Source organism: Streptomyces sp. NPDC102274, assembly GCF_044766385.1.
Lineage (GTDB): Bacteria > Actinomycetota > Actinomycetes > Streptomycetales > Streptomycetaceae > Streptomyces.
This window is the reverse complement of the sequence record NZ_JBIWLW010000007.1, coordinates 13,660-33,111: the sequence shown is the minus strand read 5'-3', so window position 1 is coordinate 33,111 and position 19,452 is coordinate 13,660. Positions and strand designations below refer to the sequence as shown.

The 19,452-nt window shown below is 69.5% G+C and carries 14 protein-coding genes; 8 read left to right on the top strand and 6 right to left on the bottom strand.

The genetic code is table 11. The annotated features are described in order from the left end of the window. The first annotated feature begins 7 nt into the window (after positions 1 to 7). Both ACIRQP_RS11920 and ACIRQP_RS11915 read left to right on the top strand, forming a co-directional pair. Positions 8 to 1,321 carry a carbohydrate ABC transporter permease gene (locus tag ACIRQP_RS11920; RefSeq protein WP_403887251.1) on the top strand — a complete coding sequence of 438 codons (1,314 nt, stop codon included), beginning with the start codon at positions 8 to 10 and terminating at the stop codon, positions 1,319 to 1,321. Then, a complete protein-coding gene (locus tag ACIRQP_RS11915; RefSeq protein ID WP_403887248.1) occupies positions 1,318 to 2,205 on the top strand; it encodes a carbohydrate ABC transporter permease in 888 nt (295 codons plus the stop codon). Before ACIRQP_RS11920 ends, ACIRQP_RS11915 begins: the two co-directional genes overlap by 4 nt. A gap of 126 nt (positions 2,206 to 2,331) precedes the next feature. Here the strand turns inward: ACIRQP_RS11915 and ACIRQP_RS11910 are convergent, their stop codons facing one another. After that, positions 2,332 to 2,958, bottom strand: a complete 627-nt coding sequence (locus ACIRQP_RS11910) for a TetR/AcrR family transcriptional regulator (protein ID WP_403887246.1) — start codon at positions 2,956 to 2,958, stop codon at positions 2,332 to 2,334. 258 nt (positions 2,959 to 3,216) lie between these two features. On the opposite strand from ACIRQP_RS11910, the gene ACIRQP_RS11905 reads away from it, so the two are divergent. Together ACIRQP_RS11905 and ACIRQP_RS11900 are read left to right on the top strand one after the other, a co-directional pair. Beyond that, the gene (locus ACIRQP_RS11905; protein ID WP_403887243.1) at positions 3,217 to 4,158 is read left to right on the top strand and encodes an ABC transporter permease; all 942 of its coding nucleotides are present in this window, start codon (positions 3,217 to 3,219) and stop codon (positions 4,156 to 4,158) included. Between the two features lie 103 nt (positions 4,159 to 4,261). Further along, complete coding sequence (locus tag ACIRQP_RS11900; protein WP_403887898.1) at positions 4,262 to 4,990, top strand: ABC transporter ATP-binding protein; 729 nt, start codon at positions 4,262 to 4,264, stop codon at positions 4,988 to 4,990. 147 nt (positions 4,991 to 5,137) lie between these two features. Here the strand turns inward: ACIRQP_RS11900 and ACIRQP_RS11895 are convergent, their stop codons facing one another. Next, positions 5,138 to 10,180, bottom strand: a complete 5,043-nt coding sequence (locus tag ACIRQP_RS11895) for an NAD-glutamate dehydrogenase (protein WP_403887240.1) — start codon at positions 10,178 to 10,180, stop codon at positions 5,138 to 5,140. Positions 10,181 to 10,673: 493 nt separating this feature from the next. Between ACIRQP_RS11895 and ACIRQP_RS11890 the strand changes: the two genes are divergently transcribed. Beyond that, positions 10,674 to 11,240: a DJ-1/PfpI family protein gene (locus tag ACIRQP_RS11890; protein WP_403887236.1), complete on the top strand. Its 567-nt coding sequence runs from the start codon at positions 10,674 to 10,676 to the stop codon at positions 11,238 to 11,240. A 167-nt stretch (positions 11,241 to 11,407) separates the two neighbouring features. On the opposite strand, the gene ACIRQP_RS11885 is transcribed toward ACIRQP_RS11890, so the two are convergent. Next, the gene (locus tag ACIRQP_RS11885; protein WP_403887233.1) at positions 11,408 to 12,079 is read right to left on the bottom strand and encodes an HAD family hydrolase; all 672 of its coding nucleotides are present in this window, start codon (positions 12,077 to 12,079) and stop codon (positions 11,408 to 11,410) included. A gap of 124 nt (positions 12,080 to 12,203) precedes the next feature. Further along, on the bottom strand, positions 12,204 to 12,710 hold the full coding sequence (locus ACIRQP_RS11880) for a DUF6912 family protein (RefSeq protein ID WP_382883905.1): 507 nt from the start codon (positions 12,708 to 12,710) through the stop codon (positions 12,204 to 12,206). A gap of 281 nt (positions 12,711 to 12,991) precedes the next feature. Between ACIRQP_RS11880 and ACIRQP_RS11875 the strand changes: the two genes are divergently transcribed. Further along, positions 12,992 to 13,459, top strand: a complete 468-nt coding sequence (locus ACIRQP_RS11875) for an Rv3235 family protein (RefSeq protein WP_403887230.1) — start codon at positions 12,992 to 12,994, stop codon at positions 13,457 to 13,459. 167 nt (positions 13,460 to 13,626) lie between these two features. Here ACIRQP_RS11875 and secA read toward each other — a convergent pair whose 3' ends face one another. Then, the gene (secA, locus tag ACIRQP_RS11870) at positions 13,627 to 16,455 is read right to left on the bottom strand and encodes a preprotein translocase subunit SecA (RefSeq protein ID WP_403887227.1); all 2,829 of its coding nucleotides are present in this window, start codon (positions 16,453 to 16,455) and stop codon (positions 13,627 to 13,629) included. A 235-nt stretch (positions 16,456 to 16,690) separates the two neighbouring features. On the opposite strand from secA, the gene ACIRQP_RS11865 reads away from it, so the two are divergent. Further along, entirely contained in the window at positions 16,691 to 17,341 is a 651-nt protein-coding gene (locus ACIRQP_RS11865; RefSeq protein WP_403887224.1) for a GNAT family N-acetyltransferase, read from the top strand. 30 nt (positions 17,342 to 17,371) lie between these two features. After that, positions 17,372 to 18,568: a winged helix-turn-helix domain-containing protein gene (locus ACIRQP_RS11860; protein ID WP_403887221.1), complete on the top strand. Its 1,197-nt coding sequence runs from the start codon at positions 17,372 to 17,374 to the stop codon at positions 18,566 to 18,568. Positions 18,569 to 18,647: 79 nt separating this feature from the next. On the opposite strand, the gene ACIRQP_RS11855 is transcribed toward ACIRQP_RS11860, so the two are convergent. Next, on the bottom strand, positions 18,648 to 19,409 hold the full coding sequence (locus tag ACIRQP_RS11855; protein WP_403887218.1) for a response regulator: 762 nt from the start codon (positions 19,407 to 19,409) through the stop codon (positions 18,648 to 18,650). Positions 19,410 to 19,452: the final 43 nt, after the last annotated feature.

The following is a 19,452-nucleotide window of genomic DNA, read 5'->3' as shown; positions in this document are numbered from 1 at the left end:
CGCGACGGTGCCCCCCGTCAAAGGCAAACGAAAGAGTGTGACAGGCACACGCAAACTCGTCGCGGCCGGCTTCCTGCTGCCCGCGCTGGTGCTGCTGGGCGCGCTCGTGGTCTACCCCATCGGGTTCTCGGTCTACCGGTCCTTCTTCGACAAGTCCGGTGACAGCTTCGCCGGGCTCGACAACTACATCGAGCTCTTCACCGACGACACCATCCTGACCGCGGTCAAGAACAACGCGATCTGGGTGGTGGTGGCGCCCACCATCGCCACCGCGCTCGGGCTGATCTTCGCCGTACTCACCGAACGGGTGCGCTGGAGCACGGCCTTCAAGCTCGTCATCTTCATGCCTATGGCGATCTCGATGCTCGCGTCGGGCATCATCTTCCGGCTCGTGTACGAACAGGACCCGGAGCGCGGCATCGCCAACGCGGTCGCGGTGGGTGTGCACGACACGTTCAGCGAGTCGGCGGGCTTCCCCAGGGCGCGTCCGCTGCCGGTGCATCCGCTGAAACCGGCGGGCGGCGGCGCGTTCGTCACCAAGGAGCCCGCGAGCGCCGGGACGGAGGTGCTGCTCCCGCTGGTGGGGGTGGCGCCCGCGAAGATGCCGTCCGACGCGGCGCCCGCCAAGGCGGCGCGGACGGCGGACGGCCGGGTCACCGGCACCGCCTGGCTCGACTTCACCAAGGGCGGCGGCGGCAAGCCCAATGTCATCGACGCCCAGGAACTGGGCCTCAAGGGCCTCAAGGTGGAGGCGGTCAAGGACGGCAAGGTCGTCGCCTCCGCGACCGCCGGCGCCGACGGTACGTTCAGCCTGCCGGAAGCGGCCGACGGCGCCCAGCTCAGACTGCCCGCGGCCAACTTCAGGGAGCCGTACAACGGCGTGGACTGGCTCGGGCCCTCCCTGGTCACGCCGGCCATCATCGGCAGCTACATCTGGATGTGGGCCGGGTTCGCGATGGTGCTGATCGCGGCGGGGCTCGCGAGCGTGCCCCGTGAACTCATGGAGGCCGCGCGGGTGGACGGTGCCACCGAGTGGCAGGTCTTCCGCCGGATCACCGTGCCGCTGCTGGCGCCGGTGCTCGCGGTCGTCATGGTCACGCTGATGATCAACGTACTGAAGATCTTCGACCTGGTCTTCATCATCGCGCCGGGCTCGTCCCAGGACGACGCGAACGTGCTGGCGCTCCAGCTCTACCGCTCGTCGTTCGGTACGGACGCGGATCTCGGCGTGGGCAGCGCCATCGCCGTACTGCTGCTCCTGCTGGTGATCCCGGTGATGCTGTTCAACATACGACGCATGCGAAGGGAGACTCGCCGATGACCACGAACGACGGTGCGATCAAGGTCAAGGCGAAGCAGCCCCTCGCGAGCAGGATCGCGGCCCGCGCGGGCGGCGGGGTGATGCGGGTCTTCCTGATCCTGGTGGGCCTGTTCTGGCTGATGCCCACGATCGGTCTGCTGATCTCCTCGCTGCGCAATGCCACGGACATCAGCGCGAGCGGCTGGTGGCAGGTGTTCACCGCGCCCGCGGAGCTCACCACCGAGAACTACTCGCGGCTCTTCGACAACGACATCATCACCAACTCGCTGCTCTCCACGATCCTGATCACCGTCCCGGCGACGGTCCTGGTCGTGGTGATCGGCTCGCTCGCCGGATACGCCTTCGCGTGGATGGACTTCCCGGGGCGCGACTGGTGGTTCCTGGTGGTCGTCGGGCTGCTGGTGGTCCCGGTGCAGGTCGCGCTGGTCCCGGTGTCGAAGCTGTTCGGCGCGGTCGGCATCTTCGAGACGACCTTCGGCGTGGTGCTCTTCCATGTCGCCTTCGGTCTGCCCTTCGCGATCTTCCTGCTGCGGAACTTCTTCGCGGAGATCCCGAGGGAGCTGCTGGAGGCCGCGCGGCTCGACGGGGCGGGCGAGATACGGCTGTTCGTACGGGTCGTGATGCCGCTGGGCGGTCCGGCGATCGCCTCGCTCGGTATCTTCCAGTTCCTCTGGGTCTGGAACGACATGCTGGTCGCGCTGATCTTCGCGGACTCGAAGAACCCGCCGATCACCGTCGCGCTCCAGCAGCAGGTACGGCAGTTCGGCAACAACATCGACGTCCTGGCGCCCGGCGCCTTCGTGTCGATGGTGATCCCGCTGGCCGTGTTCTTCGCGTTCCAGCGGCAGTTCGTGACGGGCGTGATGGCGGGAGCCGTCAAGTAGCGGCCATGTAGCGTCAGGACCAACGGTGTTGGCGGGGGAGGACGGACCACGGGACGGCCGGTCCTCCCCCGCCGCGCTGTCCGGCCGGACACCGGTTCCGCCGCTCGGGCGGAAGGCGGGCGCCGGTCAGCCGCGGCGGCCGAGCGCCGCGACCGCCGAGGCCGCCAGATCGTCCAGATAGCCCGGGGGCAGCTCGCCGCGGACCACCACGAGCCGCCAGTAGAGCGGTCCGACGATCAGATCCAGCGCCCAGTCGGCGTCCGCGCCCTCGGGAAGCTCACCGCGCTCGACCGCCGCGCGGACGATCACCGCCGCGATGCCCCGCTGTCCGTCGAGCAGCGCCGCCTTGATCGCGTCGGAGATCTCGGGGTGCCGGGCGGCCTCCACCAGAAGATCCGGGATGACCTGCGAGGCCACCGGGTGGCACAGGGCGTGCGAGGCCACTTCGAGCAGGGCGCGCACATCGCCGTGGAGCGAACCGGTCTCTGGGGCGGGCAGCCCCTGCGCCGCGAAGGCGGAGACCAGATCGAGGACGAGCTCCAGCTTGGACTTCCAGCGACGGTAGACGGCGGTCTTGCCGACCCCGGCCCGGCGCGCGATGCCCTCGATGGACATCCGGGCGAAGCCGACGGCGGCCAGTTCCTCGAAGACGGCGGCGCGGATGGCGTCGGTCACGTCCTCCCGGAGCACGGCGGCTCCCGCCGGGACACGGCGTGCGACGCGCGGGACGCCGGCGCTGGGGTCGGTAGTCATCGCGTACGAGCATAGCGCCGATCGACGTGACGACGACACGGTTGCGTTGCGACGTACTCCGTCCTACCTTTGACGTTACGACGATACGTACCCGTTCCGTCGTTGAGACTGTCGCCGGACCTGGCGCCGCGGCCTGTCGCCGGACCTGGCGCCGCGGCCTGTCGCCGGATGGCGCCGCGGCCCGTCGCCGAGACCCGTCGCCGGGACCGCCCCAACGCCGACCGGCGCCACCCCAGAACACCGTCGAAAGCGACCCCCGTGAGCCAGACGATCGCACCGGCCCCACCGGTCCCACCGACCTCACCGGTCCCGGAGCCCGATACCGGGACCGGGCCCGATCTCAGCGCCCTCGCCCGCCGCCACGGCCTGACCGTGAGCGGCGCCCGCCCCGCCCTGCCCGACTATGTCCGCGCCCTGTGGTCGCGCCGGCATTTCATCGGCGCCTTCGCCACCGCCCGGCTGACCGCCCAGTACAGCCAGGCGAAGCTGGGCCAGATCTGGCAGATCATGACCCCGCTGCTGAACGCGACGGTCTACTACTTCATCTTCGGGGTGCTGCTCGACACCAAGCACGGCGTACCGGACTTCATCCCGTTCCTGGTCACGGGCGTCTTCATCTGGACCTTCACCTCGAACTCGATCATGGCCGGCACCCGCGCGATCTCCGGCAACCTCGGTCTCGTACGGGCCCTGCACTTCCCGCGCGCCGCCCTGCCGATCGGGCTCGCGCTCCAGCAGCTCCAGCAACTGCTGTTCTCGATGGGCGCTCTGGTGGTGATCCTGGTCTCCTTCGGCCAGTACCCGGCGGTGAGCTGGCTGCTCGCGCTACCGGCCCTGCTGCTCCAGTCGCTCTTCAACACCGGCGTCTCGATGGCCGTGGCCAGGCTCGCGGCCAGGACTCCGGACATCTCGCAGCTGATGCCGTTCCTGCTGCGCACCTGGATGTATGTGTCGGGCGTGATGTGGAGCGTCGACAAGGTCACGAGCGGCGACGAGCTGCCGCGTGTGGTGACGGTGATCCTGGAGTGCAACCCGGCCGCCGTCTCTATCGATCTGATGCGCTTCGCGCTCATCGACAGCTATACGGCCGGTCAACTGCCCCCGCACATCTGGGCCGTCGCCCTCGGCTGGGCACTGCTCGCGGGCGTCGGCGGGTTCCTGTTCTTCTGGAAGGCCGAGGAGGAGTACGGACGTGGCTGAGAAGAGGGAGAAGGAGCGGGACAGCACGGACACGGACAGGGACGCCGCCGGGCCGGGCACGGCGCGCGAACGCGTCCCCACCGTCGTCGTCGACGGCGTCCACATCACCTATACGGTGCACGGCACCCGGGGCGGACGGGGCAGCGCCACCTCGGCGCTGAGCCGGATCGTCTCGCGCCGGTCTGCGCCCGGGGCGCGCGAGGTGCACGCCGTGAAGGGCGTCAGCTTCGTCGCGTACAAGGGCGAGGCCATCGGTCTGATCGGCTCCAACGGATCCGGCAAGTCGACCCTGCTGAAGGCGATCGCCGGGCTGCTGCCGCCCTCGCGGGGCAAGGTCTTCACCCGGGGGCAGCCCTCGCTCCTCGGCGTCAACGCGGCGTTGATGAGCGATCTGACCGGCGAGCGGAACGTCATCCTCGGCGGGCTGGCGATGGGCATGTCGCGGGAGCACGTACGTACCCGCTACGACGACATCGTGGAGTTCTCCGGGATCAACGAGAAGGGCGACTTCATCTCGCTGCCGATGCGGACGTACTCCTCGGGGATGGGCGCCCGGCTGCGCTTCTCGATCGCCGCCGCCAAGAGCCATGACGTGCTGCTGATCGACGAGGCGCTCTCCACCGGCGACGCCAGATTCCAGCGCCGCAGCCAGGAGCGGATCGCCGAGCTGCGCGCGGAGGCCGGCACGGTCTTCCTGGTCAGCCACAGCAACAAGTCCATCCTCGAAACCTGTGACCGGGCACTCTGGCTGGAGTCGGGGACGCTGCGGATGGACGGCGCGGCAGGGGATGTCGTCGCGGCGTACGAGGAGTTCACGGGCAAGAAGAAGTAGCCCTGTCAGCGCGGCGCAGCCCTCGTCGGCCACGTAGGCCACGCGGCGCTGACAGGGGGGAGGGGCGCCCGGCTCGTCGCGAGCCCGGCGCCCCTCCCTCTGTCCCTCTTCGTGCTGCCCCTCTTCGTGCTGTCCTCTCCGTGCTGCTCAGCTGTGCGTACGCAGCAGCGTGCGCATCGTCCGCATCGCGACCGACAGATTCGCCAGATCGAACGCGTCCGACCCCTGGATCTCCTCCAGCGTGGACCGCGAACGGCCGAGGATCGCGGCGTTCTTCTGCTCCCACGCCTTGAAGCGCTCCTCGGGCGTCGAGTCCCCGTCGCCCACGGCCAGTACGTCCGCCGTCAGCGCGGCGTGCGCCGCGTACAGGTCCTCGCGGATGGACGCACGGGCCATGGACTGCCAGCGGTCGGCCCGCGGCAGCTCCACGATCCGGTCCATCAGCTGGGTGATCCGCAGCCGGTCACCGAGGTCGTAGTACACCTCGGCGACGGAGAGCGGGTCCTGGTCCGTACGGTCCGCGATCGCCACGATGTCGAGCGTCGGGAAGGCGGACGAGAAGCTCGCCACCCGCAGGGCCAGCTCCTCCGGAACCCCCGCCTCGGTCAGCTCCGCCAGGATCCGCCGGTACCACTCCAGCTCCGCGCCGCGCAGCATCGGGGGCAGCTGCGCCCACACCCGCTCGACCCTCGCCGCGAAGAACTCGATGGTCCCCGCGATCTCCAGCGGCTGCGGCCGGTTGCCCAGCAGCCAGCGCGTGCCGCGTTCGACCAGTCGGCGCGAGTGCAGCCTGATCCGGGTCTGGACATCGGCCGCCACCTGGTTGTCCAGCGCCTCGACGGAGTCCCAGACAGCGTTCAGCCCGAAGATCTCCCGGGCCGCGGCCTGGGCCCGTACGATCTCCTCGGTCGACGCCCCGGTCTCCTCCCGCAGCCGGTGCAGGAAGGTCGAACCACCGGTGTTGACGGTGTCGTTGACCAGCACCGTCGTCACGATCTCGCGGCGCAGCGCGTGCGCGTCGATCTGCTCGGCGAACTTCTCCCGCAGCGCCCGCGGGAAGTACGCGTGCAGCAGCTTGCGCAGATACGGGTCGTCGGGCAGCTCGGTGTGGATCAGCTCCTCCGCCACCGTGATCTTGGTGTAGGCGAGCAGCACCGCCAGTTCGGGCTGGGACAGGCCCTTGCCCGCGTTGAGCAGTTCGCGGATCTGCCGGTCGCTGGGCAGGAACTCCAGCGCCCTGTCGAGATGTCCGTCGCGCACCAGACGGCGCATGAACCGCTGATGGGCGTGGAGCAGGGACGGGGCCTGGGTCACGGCGTTGGCGAGCGCGGTGTTCTGCGCGTAGTTGTTGCGCAGCACCAGCGCGCCGACCTCGTCGGTCATCGCGGCGAGCAGGATGTTGCGCTGCTTGACGGTCATGTCGCCTTCCGTGACCAGACCGTTGAGCAGGATCTTGATGTTCACCTCGTGGTCGGAGGTGTCGACGCCCGCGCTGTTGTCGATGGCGTCGGTGTTGACCTTGCCGCCCTCGCCGCCGGCGCCGCGCCGGGCGAACTCGATACGGCCGAGCTGGGTCAGCCCCAGGTTGCCGCCCTCGCCGACGACCCTGACCCGCAGGTCCTCGCCGTTGACGCGGATCGCGTCATTGGCCTTGTCGCCGACATCGGCGTCGGTCTCGGTGGAGGCCTTCACATACGTACCGATGCCGCCGTTCCACAGCAGGTCCACCGGGGCCTGGAGAATCGCCTTCATCAGCTCGGCGGGCGTCAGCTTGGAGACACCCGGCTCGATGCCGAGCGCCTCCCGCACATGCGCGTTGATGGGGATCGCCTTGGCCGTGCGGGGGTGGATACCGCCGCCCTGCGACAGCAGTTCCTTGTCGTAGTCGGCCCACGACGAGCGCGGCAGCTCGAACAGCCGGCGGCGCTCCGCGTACGAGGTGGCCGCGTCCGGGCGCGGGTCGAGGAAGATGTGCCGGTGGTCGAAGGCCGCGACCAGCCGGATGTGCTCGGAGAGCAGCATGCCGTTGCCGAACACGTCACCGGACATGTCACCGACGCCCACGACCGTGAAGTCCTCGGTCTGGGTGTCATGGCCGAGCTCGCGGAAGTGCCGCTCGACGGACTCCCAGGCGCCGCGCGCCGTGATGCCCATGCCCTTGTGGTCGTAGCCCGCGCTGCCGCCGGACGCGAAGGCGTCCCCGAGCCAGAAGTTGTAGGCGACCGCGACGTCGTTGGCGATGTCGGAGAAGCTCGCGGTGCCCTTGTCGGCGGCGACGACCAGATACGTGTCGTCCTCGTCGTGCCTGACCACATCGATCGGCGGCACGACCTCGCCCGCCACCATATTGTCCGTGATGTCCAGCAGCGCCGAGATGAAGATCTTGTACGAGGCGATGCCCTCGGCCAGCCAGGCGTCGCGGTCCGCGGCCGGATCGGGCAGCTGCTTGGCGACGAAACCGCCCTTGGCGCCCACCGGCACGATCACGGTGTTCTTGACCATCTGCGCCTTGACCAGGCCGAGGATCTCCGTACGGAAGTCCTCGCGCCGGTCGGACCAGCGCAGACCGCCACGGGCGACCTTGCCGAAGCGCAGATGGACACCCTCGACGCGCGGGGAGTACACCCAGATCTCGTACCGCGGGCGGGGCGCGGGCAGATCGGGGATGGCCTGCGGGTCGAACTTCATCGACACATAGCTGTGCTGCTCGCCCGCGCCGGTCCGGCCCTTCTCGCTCTTCTCGCTCTTCGTGCCGTCACCGGCGTGCTGGAAGAAGTTGGTCCGCAGCGTGGCCTTGATGAGGGTGAGGAAGGAGCGGAGGATGCGGTCCTCGTCCAGGCTCGCGACCTGGTCCAGGGCGCCGTCCAGCTCCTCCAGCATCGCTTCCGTCAGCTCCGTGCCGGCGCGCTGGCGGCCCGGCGACATCCTGGCCTCGAAGAGGGAGACCAGCAGCCGGGTGGTGTGGACATTGCTGCGGAGGGTGTCCTCCATGTAGTCCTGGCTGAAGGTCGAGCCGGACTGGCGCAGGTACTTGGCGTACGCGCGCAGCACCATCGCCTGCCGCCAGTCCAGACCGGCCCGCAGGACGAGGGAGTTGAAGCCGTCGTTCTCGGCGGCTCCGGTCCACACGGCGGCGAAGGCGTCCTGGAAGCGCTGGCGGTCGTCCTCGGTGAGATAGTCGCCCCCGCCGCCCTGGGGCAGCCGCAGGCCGAAGTCGTAGATCCAGGCGTGGGTACGGTCCGAGCAGCGCAGCTCGTACGGACGCTCGTCGACGACCTCGACGCCGAGCCGCTGGAGCACCGGCAGGACGGCGGAGAGGGAGACCTGCTCGCCCGAGCGGTAGATCTTGAAGCGGCGCTCGCCGGGGCCCGCGCCGACCGGTTCGTACAGCGAGAGCGCGAAGTCCGAGCCCGTCTCGGCGCTGGTGACCGCCTCCAGATGGGCCAGGTCGGCGACGGCGGCGCGCGGGGAGTGGTCGGCTTTGTAGCCCTCGGGGAAGGCGGAGCCGTACCTGCGCAGCAGTTCGGCGGCGCGCTCCTCACCGCACTCGGCTGTCAGCGCCTCGCCGAAGGCGTCGGCCCAGGAGCGGGCGGCCTCGACGAGCCGGGCCTCGATCCGCTCGGTGTCGGCGTCGGTGAGCTTCGCCAGCTGGGTGCCCCGGGGGACCCGGACGACGAAGTGCAGCCGGGAGAGGATCGATTCTGTGTTCCACGCGGTGAAGTCGACGCTGGTCCCGCCGAGCTCCTCCTTGAGGATCTCGACCAGCCGGAGCCGGACGCCCGTGGTGTAGCGGTCGCGCGGCAGATAGACGAGGGCGGAGTAGTAGCGCCCGTACTCGTCCTGGCGGAGGTAGAGCCGCAACCGCCTGCGCTCCTGGAGATACAGCACGCTGGTGACAATGGAGCGGAGTTCGTCGCCGGGCGTCTGGAACAGCTCGTCGCGCGGGTAGGTCTCCAGGATCTGGAGCAGATCGCGGCCGTCGTGACTGTTGGGCGAGAGGCCCGCGTTCTCCAGGACCTCGGCGACCTTGCGGCGGATCACCGGCACCCGGCGGACGGACTCGGTGTACGCGGCCGAGGAGAAGAGCCCGAGAAAGCGCCGCTCCCCGACGACATTGCCCTTGGCGTCGAACTTCTTGACCCCGACGTAGTCGAGATAGCCGGAGCGGTGGACCGTGGCACGGCTGTTGGCCTTGGTGAGGACGAGCAGCTTGTGCTCACGGGCCTTGGCGCGGGCGTCGGCGGGCAGTCGGCTGAAGGACGGGCTGACCGGGTGGTCCTCGTCGCCGGTGTGCGCCGGGTCGGAGCGCAGTACGCCGAGTCCGGTGCCGGGCACGGCGGAGAGGGCGTCGCCGTCCGTCAGCTGATACTCGCGGTAGCCGAGGAAGGTGAAGTGGTCGGCGGCGAGCCAGCGCAGCAGCTCCCGGGCCTCCTCGACCTCCTGGTCGCGCAGATCGTCGGCGGTCGGCTCGCTGGGCAGCTCCTCGGCGATGCGCAGCGCGGCGTCCCGCATCTTCTCCCAGTCCTCGACCGTCTCGCGGACATCGGAGAGGACCCGCAGCAGGTCGGAGGTCATCTGCTGGAGGTCGGCCTGGTCGGTCTCGCGGTCGACCTCGACATGGATCCAGGACTCGATGAACACGTCGTGCCGGGGCTCCGCGTCGGTGACCGCCTCTTCGGGCAGCACCTCGATCAGCTTGCCGGTGACATCACGCCGTACGGCGATCTGCGGATGGACCACGGCGTGGATGCCGCGGCCCTGGCGCGAGAGTTCATTGGTGACGGAGTCGACGAGGAACGGCATGTCGTCGGTGACGACCTCGACCACGGAGTGGCGGCAGGTCCAGCCGTTCTCCTCGACGGTCGGGGTGTGCACCCGTACGTTCGCCGTCCCCTGGGGGCGGTTCCCGGCCAGCCGGTAGTGGGAGAGCGCCGCACCGACGACGTCGACCGGGTCGCGGTCCTGCAGGTCCTCGGCAGCGGTGTGCAGGTAGTAGCGCTGGAGGTACGCGAGAAGGCCGTCCCGGTCGGGACCGTCCCCCTGGCCTCCGGCGCCGCGGGATCCGGCCGAGGCATCGTCCTCCCGGGGGCCGGCCCCCAGCCCCCCGGTTCCCCCCACCGGGCTGTTCTCAGCGGCCCGAGCCGCCTGTTCGAGCAGCTCGGCCTTGGCTTCGTCCAGCTTGGTCTGCATGTCCTCTGGCTCCTGTCGCGCGCCGTTGCGTGACGTAGGTGAAGGAAGCGACACAACGCCACGACGCGGGGTTTCCGGTCTGAGTCGACGTTATGCCGCGATGAGAGATGTCCGGGGCGTTATTGGCCAATTTTGGCAGTCGACCCGGATCAAGGTCCTGTCCTGAAGGGACCGGTCCTGGGGGACCAGCGATCGCCCGGGGCCTGTGGCGCACCGGGCGCAGGCGGGGGGCTTCGCTGCCCCCACGGCATATCGCGCTGATCACGGGCACCAGGCTATCTCCCTCGACCGGGGCGCCGTCATGGGCCGCATGTGTACAAATACGGGGTACCAACTTTGACACTCTGGACAGCGACACGGACGCCCGTCAAAGGCTCACGGCCCCGCCCGGCGCGAAACCCTCGCCGACGCACGCCGACCGGGACGACACTGGTCCACAGGACGACACTGGTCGACAGGTGGACATACCGACACACCCTCTCCGGGAGCAGTCATGGCAGCCAAGGTTCTGATCGTCACCGGCGACGCCGCCGAGTCGCTGGAAGTGCTCTACCCGTATCAGCGTCTGCGCGAGGAGGGATACGAGGTCCATATCGCCGCTCCCACCCGTAAGAAGCTTCAGTTCGTGGTCCATGACTTCGAGCCCGGCTTCGACACCTACACCGAGAAGCCCGGCTACACCTGGCCCGCCGATCTGGCCTTCGCCGAGGTCGACGCGACGCAGTACGCCGCCCTGGTCATCCCGGGCGGCCGCGCCCCCGAGTATCTGCGGGCCGACCCGGAGCTGCGCAAGATCCTCAAGTCCTTCTTCGACGCCGACAAGCCCGTCGCCCAGATCTGTCACGGGCCGCTGCTGACGGCCGCGATCGGCGAGCTGGCCGGCCGCCGGGTCACGGCCTATCCGGCCCTGGAGCTGGACATGCAGGCGGCCGGGGCCACTTTCCAGGACACGGAGGCGGTGGTGGACGGCACACTCGTCTCGTCCCGCGCCTGGCCCGACCACCCGGCCTGGATGCGTGAGTTCCTCACCGTGCTGCGCGCGAAGGCCCCGGTGACCTGACCGGCGAGGCCCCGGTGAGCCGGGAGCCCCGGGAGATGTCGTGGCGTGACGTGACCACGCGACCGCCGGGGGCCGCCGGAGGGGAGACCACGAGCCGGGGCAGGCCCGGAGCCGGGTGCTCCCCCTGTAGTCCGCTCCCCCGGCAGTCCCTGCCGGTCACACCGGCGTCAGGACGTGAGCCGCCGCGCTGTGTCGACCGCCTCCGCGAGTGTGTCCACCACCGGTACGCCCACCGCCTCCAGGCTGGCCCGGCTGTGCGAGCCCCCCGTGTACAGCACGGCACGCGCGCCCACATGCGCCGCCGCCAGCGCGTCGTCGACCGCGTCACCGATCACCACCGTCCGCTCGGCGGATATCGCGCCCGTCGACGCCAGCGCGGTCAGATGGCGCTCCATGTGCACGGCCTTGCTGCCGCCGGACGGGCCCGTCCGGCCGTCGACGCGGACGAAGTGGCTCTCGATCCCGTACCCCCGCACCACCGGAACCAGTTGCTCGTGTCCGTACATGCTCAGCAGCGACTGACTGTCCCCGGCCAGCCGCCACTGCGACAGCAGCTCCTCGACGCCTTCCGTGAGCCCGCAGCCGGTCCGCCGCTCCGTGTAGTGCCGGTGGAAGGTCTCGTCCATGACGGCCCACTCGGCGTCGCTCGGCAGGCGGCCCATCAGCCGCTCGTAGAACTTCGGGACCGGGACGCAGTACAGCTCGCGGTAGGTGTCCAGCGTGATGGACGCCAGCCCTATCTCCGCGAAGGCCGCGTTGGTCGCCCCGATGACCGCCTCGATGTCATCGAGGATGGTGCCGTTCCAGTCCCAGACCAGATGCGTGTTCTGCTTCCCCATGCCGAAAACGGTACCGGCCGGGACTGACAACGCCCCCGGCGGAACCCTGCTGACCGCCGTGACCTGCGAAGGAACACGACCAGGGCGAAGGACCACGGCCTGGGAGACGTCTGCTGTCGGTCGCTCAGCCGATCAGGTTCGGGATCTCCTGGACGCCGTACCAGAGCAGCTCGTGGTCCTCCGCGCCGTCCACCGTGAACTGCGCGTCGTCGTCCCCGTGGTCCGCCGCGCCCAGCGCCGCCGCCGCGGCCGACACATCGGCGTCCGCCTCGTCGGAGTCGACATGCACCGCCGCCGCCTTCGACAGCGCGATCGGGTCCGCGATCCGCACCTCGCCGAGGCCCGCGTCGTCCAGCCCGCGGTCGGGATCCGACACGGCTTCCCTGTCCGGCACATCGGCCGCCACGACCACCCTGCGGCGCCCGGCCACCGGATCGGCGGCGAGCAGCCGGAGCGAGGCGGCCGCGGCGCGGTTGAGGGCCGCGTACTCCAGCTCCTCGATGTCGTCGGAGACGTACCACTCGCGCAGCCCGGGGGTCACGGCGTAGGCGGTTAGCGGTCCCGGTCCCAGCTCACCCGTCTTGTGCGCCTCTGCGAGACCGGGAAGGGTCAGGGGGACGTAGACGCGCATCGCTGGTCGCTTTCGTAGTCGGGAGAGCACCTAAGGATACGTGCGGGAGTCCCTCTTCGGGGTGACGCTCATGGAGCCCCCGGGCGTCCACCAGGAACCGCACGCCACCTCGTCACCGGGCCCGGTATCGTCCGCCGGTCATCCGGATAGGTGATTTCGGCTCCGAGCGCTCCGCGTCCCCACCGGTCTTGCGGGCGTCCCCCAAGGGCCCGTAAAAGATCCCCCAACAGAAGTTACCGGCCGGTATTCGAACCGGGCCGGACAGAACGGGGGCGATCTGCGTGAACACGACCAGTACCACCACTCCGACCGGCACCACCACGGGGACCGGCACGACGAGGACCCGGGCCACCGCCGCCGCGAGGCCGCCCGGCCGGCGCGACCAGCGCAGGCCGGGCGCCGTACGCCCGCAGCGGCGCCCGCACCTCCCGCCGCCGCACGAACTCTTCGCGGAGCGCCTGCTCGCCGTCCTCAGCGGTCACCGCCCCGTGCACTGGATGCTCGGCCAGACCATTGGCGAGGCGTACGAACAACTCGTCCGCCTCGCGCCCGGCACCCCGCTCAGGGCACGGGGCGCCCGTCCCGTCATCCGTACCTGCCGCGCCTTCCAGCCGCGCCCGGGAGCGGTCGAGGCCGCCGCCAGCATCTCCGCGGGCGATCAGGTACGCGCCATGGCCTTCCGGCTCGAACAGGGCGCCGACCAGCGCTGGCGCTGCGCGGCGGTCGAGCTCGGCGGAGAGCGCACCTGAGAACGGACGGGCACCGGATGGTGGAACGGACCGAGGACGGACGGGAGGACGGACATGGCGGCGCACAACGGGGGGACGGACATGGCGGCGCACATGAGGACGGGCCGGGGCGCGCACTCGCTATGCGCCCCGGCCCGCCCTCGTCCGTCATCGCTTCCGGCGGCGGCTTACTTCTTGCGCCGACGCCCGCCGCTCGTGCCCTTCTGCGCCTTACGGCGCTCCGCGCGCGTCATCCCGTCCGACGTCGACCGCGTCGGCCCCTCGGCGCTCTGGAAGTCGCCCTCGACGATGCCGCCCTCGCCGTCCACCGTGGGAGCGGAGAAGTGCAGCCGGTCGGGCCGCTGCGGCGCGTCGAGGCCCTTCGCGCGGATCTCCGGACGGGAGGCGCCGGCGGGCACCGCGTCGTCCTTCTTGGCGAGCGAGGGACGCTCGGCCGCGTCCTGCACCGGGACCTCCTCGACCTGCTGCTCGACCTGGACCTCCAGGTTGAACAGGTAGCCGACGGACTCCTCCTTGATGCCCTCCATCATGGCGTTGAACATGTCGAAGCCCTCGCGCTGGTACTCGACCAGCGGGTCCTTCTGCGCCATGGCGCGCAGGCCGATGCCCTCCTGGAGGTAGTCCATCTCGTAGAGGTGCTCACGCCACTTGCGGTCCAGGACGGACAGCACCACGCGCCGCTCCAGCTCGCGCATGATGTCCGAGCCGAGCTGGTTCTCGCGCTCCTCGTACTGGGCGTAGATGTCGTCCTTGACGGACTCCGCGATGAACTCGGCGGTGATCCCGGCGCGGTCGCCCGCCGTCTCCTCCAGCTCCTCCACCGTGGCCTTCGTCGGGTAGAGCTGCTTGAAGGCTCCCCACAGCCGGTCGAGGTCCCACTCCTCGGCGAAGCCCTCGACGGTCTCCGCCTGGATGTACGCGTCGATCGTGTCGTCCATGAAGTGGCGCACCTGCTCCTGGAGGTCCTCGCCCTCCAGGACGCGGCGTCGCTCGCCGTAGATGACCTCACGCTGCCGGTTGAGCACCTCGTCGTACTTCAGGACGTTCTTACGCGTCTCGAAGTTCTGCTGCTCGACCTGGGACTGGGCGGAGGCGATGGCGCGCGTCACCATCTTGTTCTCGATCGGGACGTCGTCCGGCACATTGGCCATGGCCATCACGCGCTCGACCATCTGCGCCTTGAACAGCCGCATCAGGTCGTCGCCGAGGGAGAGATAGAAGCGGGACTCGCCGGGGTCGCCCTGACGTCCGGAACGACCGCGCAGCTGGTTGTCGATACGGCGCGACTCGTGCCGCTCGGTGCCCAGGACGTACAGCCCGCCGAGGTCCTTGACCTCCTCGAACTCCGCCTTCACCGCCTGCTCGGCCTTCTCCAGCGCGGCCGGCAGGGCGGCGGCCCACTCCTCGACATGCTCGACGGGGTCCAGGCCGCGCTGGCGCAGCTCCGCCTCGGCGAGATCGTCGGGGTTGCCACCGAGCTTGATGTCCGTACCGCGTCCGGCCATGTTCGTGGCGACGGTGACGGCACCCTTGCGGCCGGCCTGGGCGACGATCGTCGCTTCCCGGTCGTGCTGCTTGGCGTTGAGCACCTCGTGCTGGACACCGCGCTTGTTGAGCTGCTGCGAGAGGTACTCGGACTTCTCGACCGAGGTGGTGCCGACCAGGATCGGCTGACCCTTCTCGTGCTTCTCGGCGATGTCGTCCACGACCGCCGCGAACTTGGCGACCTCGGTGCGGTAGATCAGGTCGGACTGGTCCATGCGGACCATGGGCCGGTTCGTCGGGATCGGCACGACGCCCAGCTTGTAGATCTGGTGGAACTCGGCGGCCTCGGTCATGGCCGTACCGGTCATGCCGGAGAGCTTGCCGTAGAGGCGGAAGAAGTTCTGCAGGGTGATCGTGGCGAGGGTCTGGTTCTCGTCCTTGATGTCCACCCCTTCCTTCGCCTCGATCGCCTGGTGCATGCCCTCGTTGTAGCGGCGGCCGGCGAGGATACGGCCGGTGTGCTCGTCGACGATCATGACTTCGCCGTCGATGACGACATAGTCCTTGTCGTTCTTGAACAGTTCCTTGGCCTTGATGGCGTTGTTCAGATAACCGACGAGCGGGGTGTTCACCGACTCGTACAGGTTGTCGATGCCCAGCCAGTCCTCGACCTTGGACACACCGGACTCATGAATGGCCACGGTGCGCTTCTTCTCGTCGACCTCGTAGTCGCCGGTCTCGTCGACGCCCTTGAGCGGGTTGCCCGCCTCGCCCCTCGTCAGCCGGGTGACCAGCTTGGCGAAGTCGCCGTACCACTTGGTGGCCTGGTCGGCGGGGCCGGAGATGATCAGCGGCGTACGGGCCTCGTCCACGAGGATCGAGTCGACCTCGTCGACGATGGCGTAGTTGTGGCCGCGCTGGACCAGCTCCTCCTGGGACCACGCCATGTTGTCGCGCAGGTAGTCGAACCCGAACTCGTTGTTCGTGCCGTACGTGATGTCGCAGGCGTACTGCTCACGTCGCTGCGCGGGCGACATGTTCGCCAGGATGCAGCCGACCTTGAGGTCCAGGAAATTGTGGACGCGGCCCATCATCTCGGAGTCACGCTCGGCCAGGTAGTCGTTCACCGTGATCAGGTGGACGCCCTTGCCGGACAGCGCGTTGAGATACGCGGGCAGCGTGCCGACGAGGGTCTTGCCCTCACCGGTCTTCATCTCTGCGACATAGCCGAGGTGCAGGGCGGCGCCGCCCATCAGCTGCACGTCGTAGTGACGCTGGCCGAGGACGCGCTTGGCCGCCTCGCGGACGGTCGCGAAGGCCTCGGGGAGCAGGTCGTCAAGGCTCTCGCCGTCGGCGTACCGCTCTTTGTACTCAGCGGTGAGCGCCCTCAACTCGGCGTCGGAGAGGGTTACGAAATCCTCTTCGATGGAGTTGACCTGGTCCGCGATGCGGTGCAGTTTGCGCAGGATCTTGCCTTCGCCTGCACGCATGAGCTTGTTGAAGACGGACACTGAGGTTGGTCTCCTTGCCGGTCGGGCCTGGCACGTGGGTCGGATACGGACACGGGCGCGGCAGGCGGGCCCCACCGCAACGGCCATCGTAAGCGAGGACCCGCCCGTGCCGGGAGGGCCGAGGTCACGCGGGCCCGCCGACACCCGCAAGGAGAACGCGCGGGACCCGTGGAAGGTGCCGGTGAGAAGGGAAAAGCACTCGTGCCGGGGGGACCCCGCTCAGCAGAATCCGGCTATGGAACCCGTCACCCTCACCACCGAGCGCCTGCTGCTGCGCCCCCTCACACCGGATGACGTCAATGATGTCCTCGCGGCCTGCCAGGACCCCGAGATCCAGCGCTGGGTCCCGGTTCCCGCACCGTACGAGCGGCAGCACGCGGAGCACTTCATCACGTGCTTGGTCCCGGACGGCTGGCGGACGGGGACCAACTGCACCTTCGGCGTGGTGCCCCGGGACGGGGGCCCGGTGATGGGTGCGGTCAACGCGCACTCCCAGACGGGCACCTGGGAGATCGGCTACTGGACGGCGCGGGAACACCGCGGCCGGGGCTATACGGCCGAAGCCGTGCGGGCGGTGGCCCACTGGGCCTTCACGGAGCTGGGCGCCCAGCGCCTGGAGTGGCGCGCCGAGGCCGGGAACGTGGCTTCGCGCGCCGTCGCGGAGAAGACCGGTTTCGTGATGGAGGGCGTGCTGCGCGCCGCGCTGCTCAACAGGGACACGCTGCGGGACGTCTGGATAGGCGCGCTGCTCCCGTCCGATCTGGGGCTGCCGGGCGCCCACCCGTACCTGCCCTCCCAGGAGGTTTCAGGAGAGCAATGTGCCGGTGGATGGCGCGGGGGCCCGGGTGTGTCCGCCGAGGGCTTGAACAGGCCCGCGCGGGCCTGACTGTCAGTGCCGGCGTCTATCGTGCGGTTCATGACGACTGTGCCGCCCGCCACTACCGAGCTGTCCGCCGACGAGACCCGCCGGATAGCGCTGCGCGCCCAGGGATTCCTCGGCGCCCCCGACCGGCGCGGCGGGGTGCGGGGCGTGCTGCGCCATCTCGGAGCCGTCCAGCTGGACACGATCTCGGTGCTGGCGCGGTCGCACGAACTGATTCCGTACGCGCGCCTGGGCGCCGTCGGCCGCAGGACGGTCGAGGACGCGTACTGGACCCCGGCCCCGGCCGGTACGTCACCGTCACAGCCGCACGCCTTCGAGTACTGGTCGCACGCGGCGTGCATCCTGCCGGTCGAGGAGTGGCCGCACTTCGCCTTCCGCAGGCGCGCCTACCGCGCCCGCCCGCACTGGTACCACGAGCTGGCGGACGGCGCCTACGACACGGTGATCAAGCAGCTGGAGTCGGAGGGCCCGCTGACCGCCACGGAACTGGGCGGCGCCAAGAACGGCGGGCCGTGGTGGGACTGGTCCGAGGCGAAGGTCGCCGTCGAGCGCGCGCTCATGTACGGCGAGGTGGTGTGCACCGGGCGGCGCAGCTGGAAGCGGGTCTACGACCTCGCGGAGCGGGCCGTCCCCGACGAGTTCCTCCACGACGATCTGGACGACACGGAATGTCTGCGCCGGCTCGTACGGCTCGCGGGCCAGTCCCTCGGTGTCGGTACGCGCGCCGATATCGCCGACTACCACCGTCTCAAGGGCGAGCAGGTCGACGCCGTGATCGCGGACTCGGGGCTGGTGCCGGTGACGGTCGAGGGCTGGGGGAAGCCGGCCTGGGCCGACCCGGAGGCGCTGGCGACCGTACCGAGGGGGCGGCACCGCACGACGCTGCTGTCGCCCTTCGACTCCCTCATCTGGGAGCGGGCCCGCACGGAGCGGATCTTCGGCTTCACCCACCGGCTGGAGGCGTACGTCCCCAAGCCCAAGCGGGTGTACGGCTACTTCGCGATGCCGCTGCTGTCCGGGGGAAAGCTGCTGGGCCGTGTCGACCCGGCGCGCGAGGGGAAGACGCTCGTGGCGAAGCAGGTGTCCCTGGAGACTCCCAGGGCCGTGCCGGCGATGGCCCAGGCGCTGCGGGAGGCCGCGGAGTGGGTCGGCTGCTCGGACGTGCGGGTGGAGCGGGTCGACACGCCCGCGCTGCGCGGCCCGCTGGTGGACGCGCTCACCGCGCTCTGAGCGCCGTCACCGGGGCCGGATACACCGGGCCGGATCCGTCGGGCCGGATACGCCGCTGTGCCCGGATGCCTGGACAGCGTCAGCGGATTTCGAGGATCTTCTCCCGCATCGCATAGACCACGGCTTCCATCCGGGAGTGCAGTTGCAGCTTCTCCAGGATGTTGCGGACATGGTTCTTCACCGTGTTCTCGGAGATGAACAACTCCTTGGCGATATCACGGTTGTTCATTCCCGTGGCGACCAGCTTGAGGACTTCCAGTTCACGATCGGTGAGGCGCGGCGCCGGAACGAGCCTGCGTTCGTCCGTGCGCTGAATCATCGATTTGAACTCGGTCAGCAATTTGGACGCCATCGACGGGCTGATCTGTGACTGACCGTCGGCCACGGCGCGGATCGCGGTGGCCACTTCATCGGTGGAGATTTCCTTGAGGAGATAGCCGGTGGCGCCCGCCTTGATCGCGTCGTAGAGGTCGGCTTCCTCGTCGCTGATCGTCAGCATGATGATCTTGGCACTGGGGGCCACCTCCTTGATGGAGGTACAGGCCTCGATCCCGCCGCGCTTGGGCATCCGTACATCCATCAGCACGATGTCCGGCAGCAGATCGGCGGCCTTGTCGACGGCCTCCGCGCCGTCGCCGGCCTCTCCGACGACCTGGATGTCCTCCTCCTGGGCGAGGACGATCTCCAGTCCGCGGCGGAAGAGGGCGTGGTCGTCCACAACGAGGACCCGGATCGGCTCCCTCGGGGAGTCACCCCGTTCCGCGGCGGCATCGGACCGGGCGCCGCCGATCGTGTCGTCGGCATCGCTCGCGTGATGCACCGGACCGAAGCTGTCCGCCATCGTTCCCTCCCCTGAAGGCCATGGCCCGAATTTCCCGGGGACC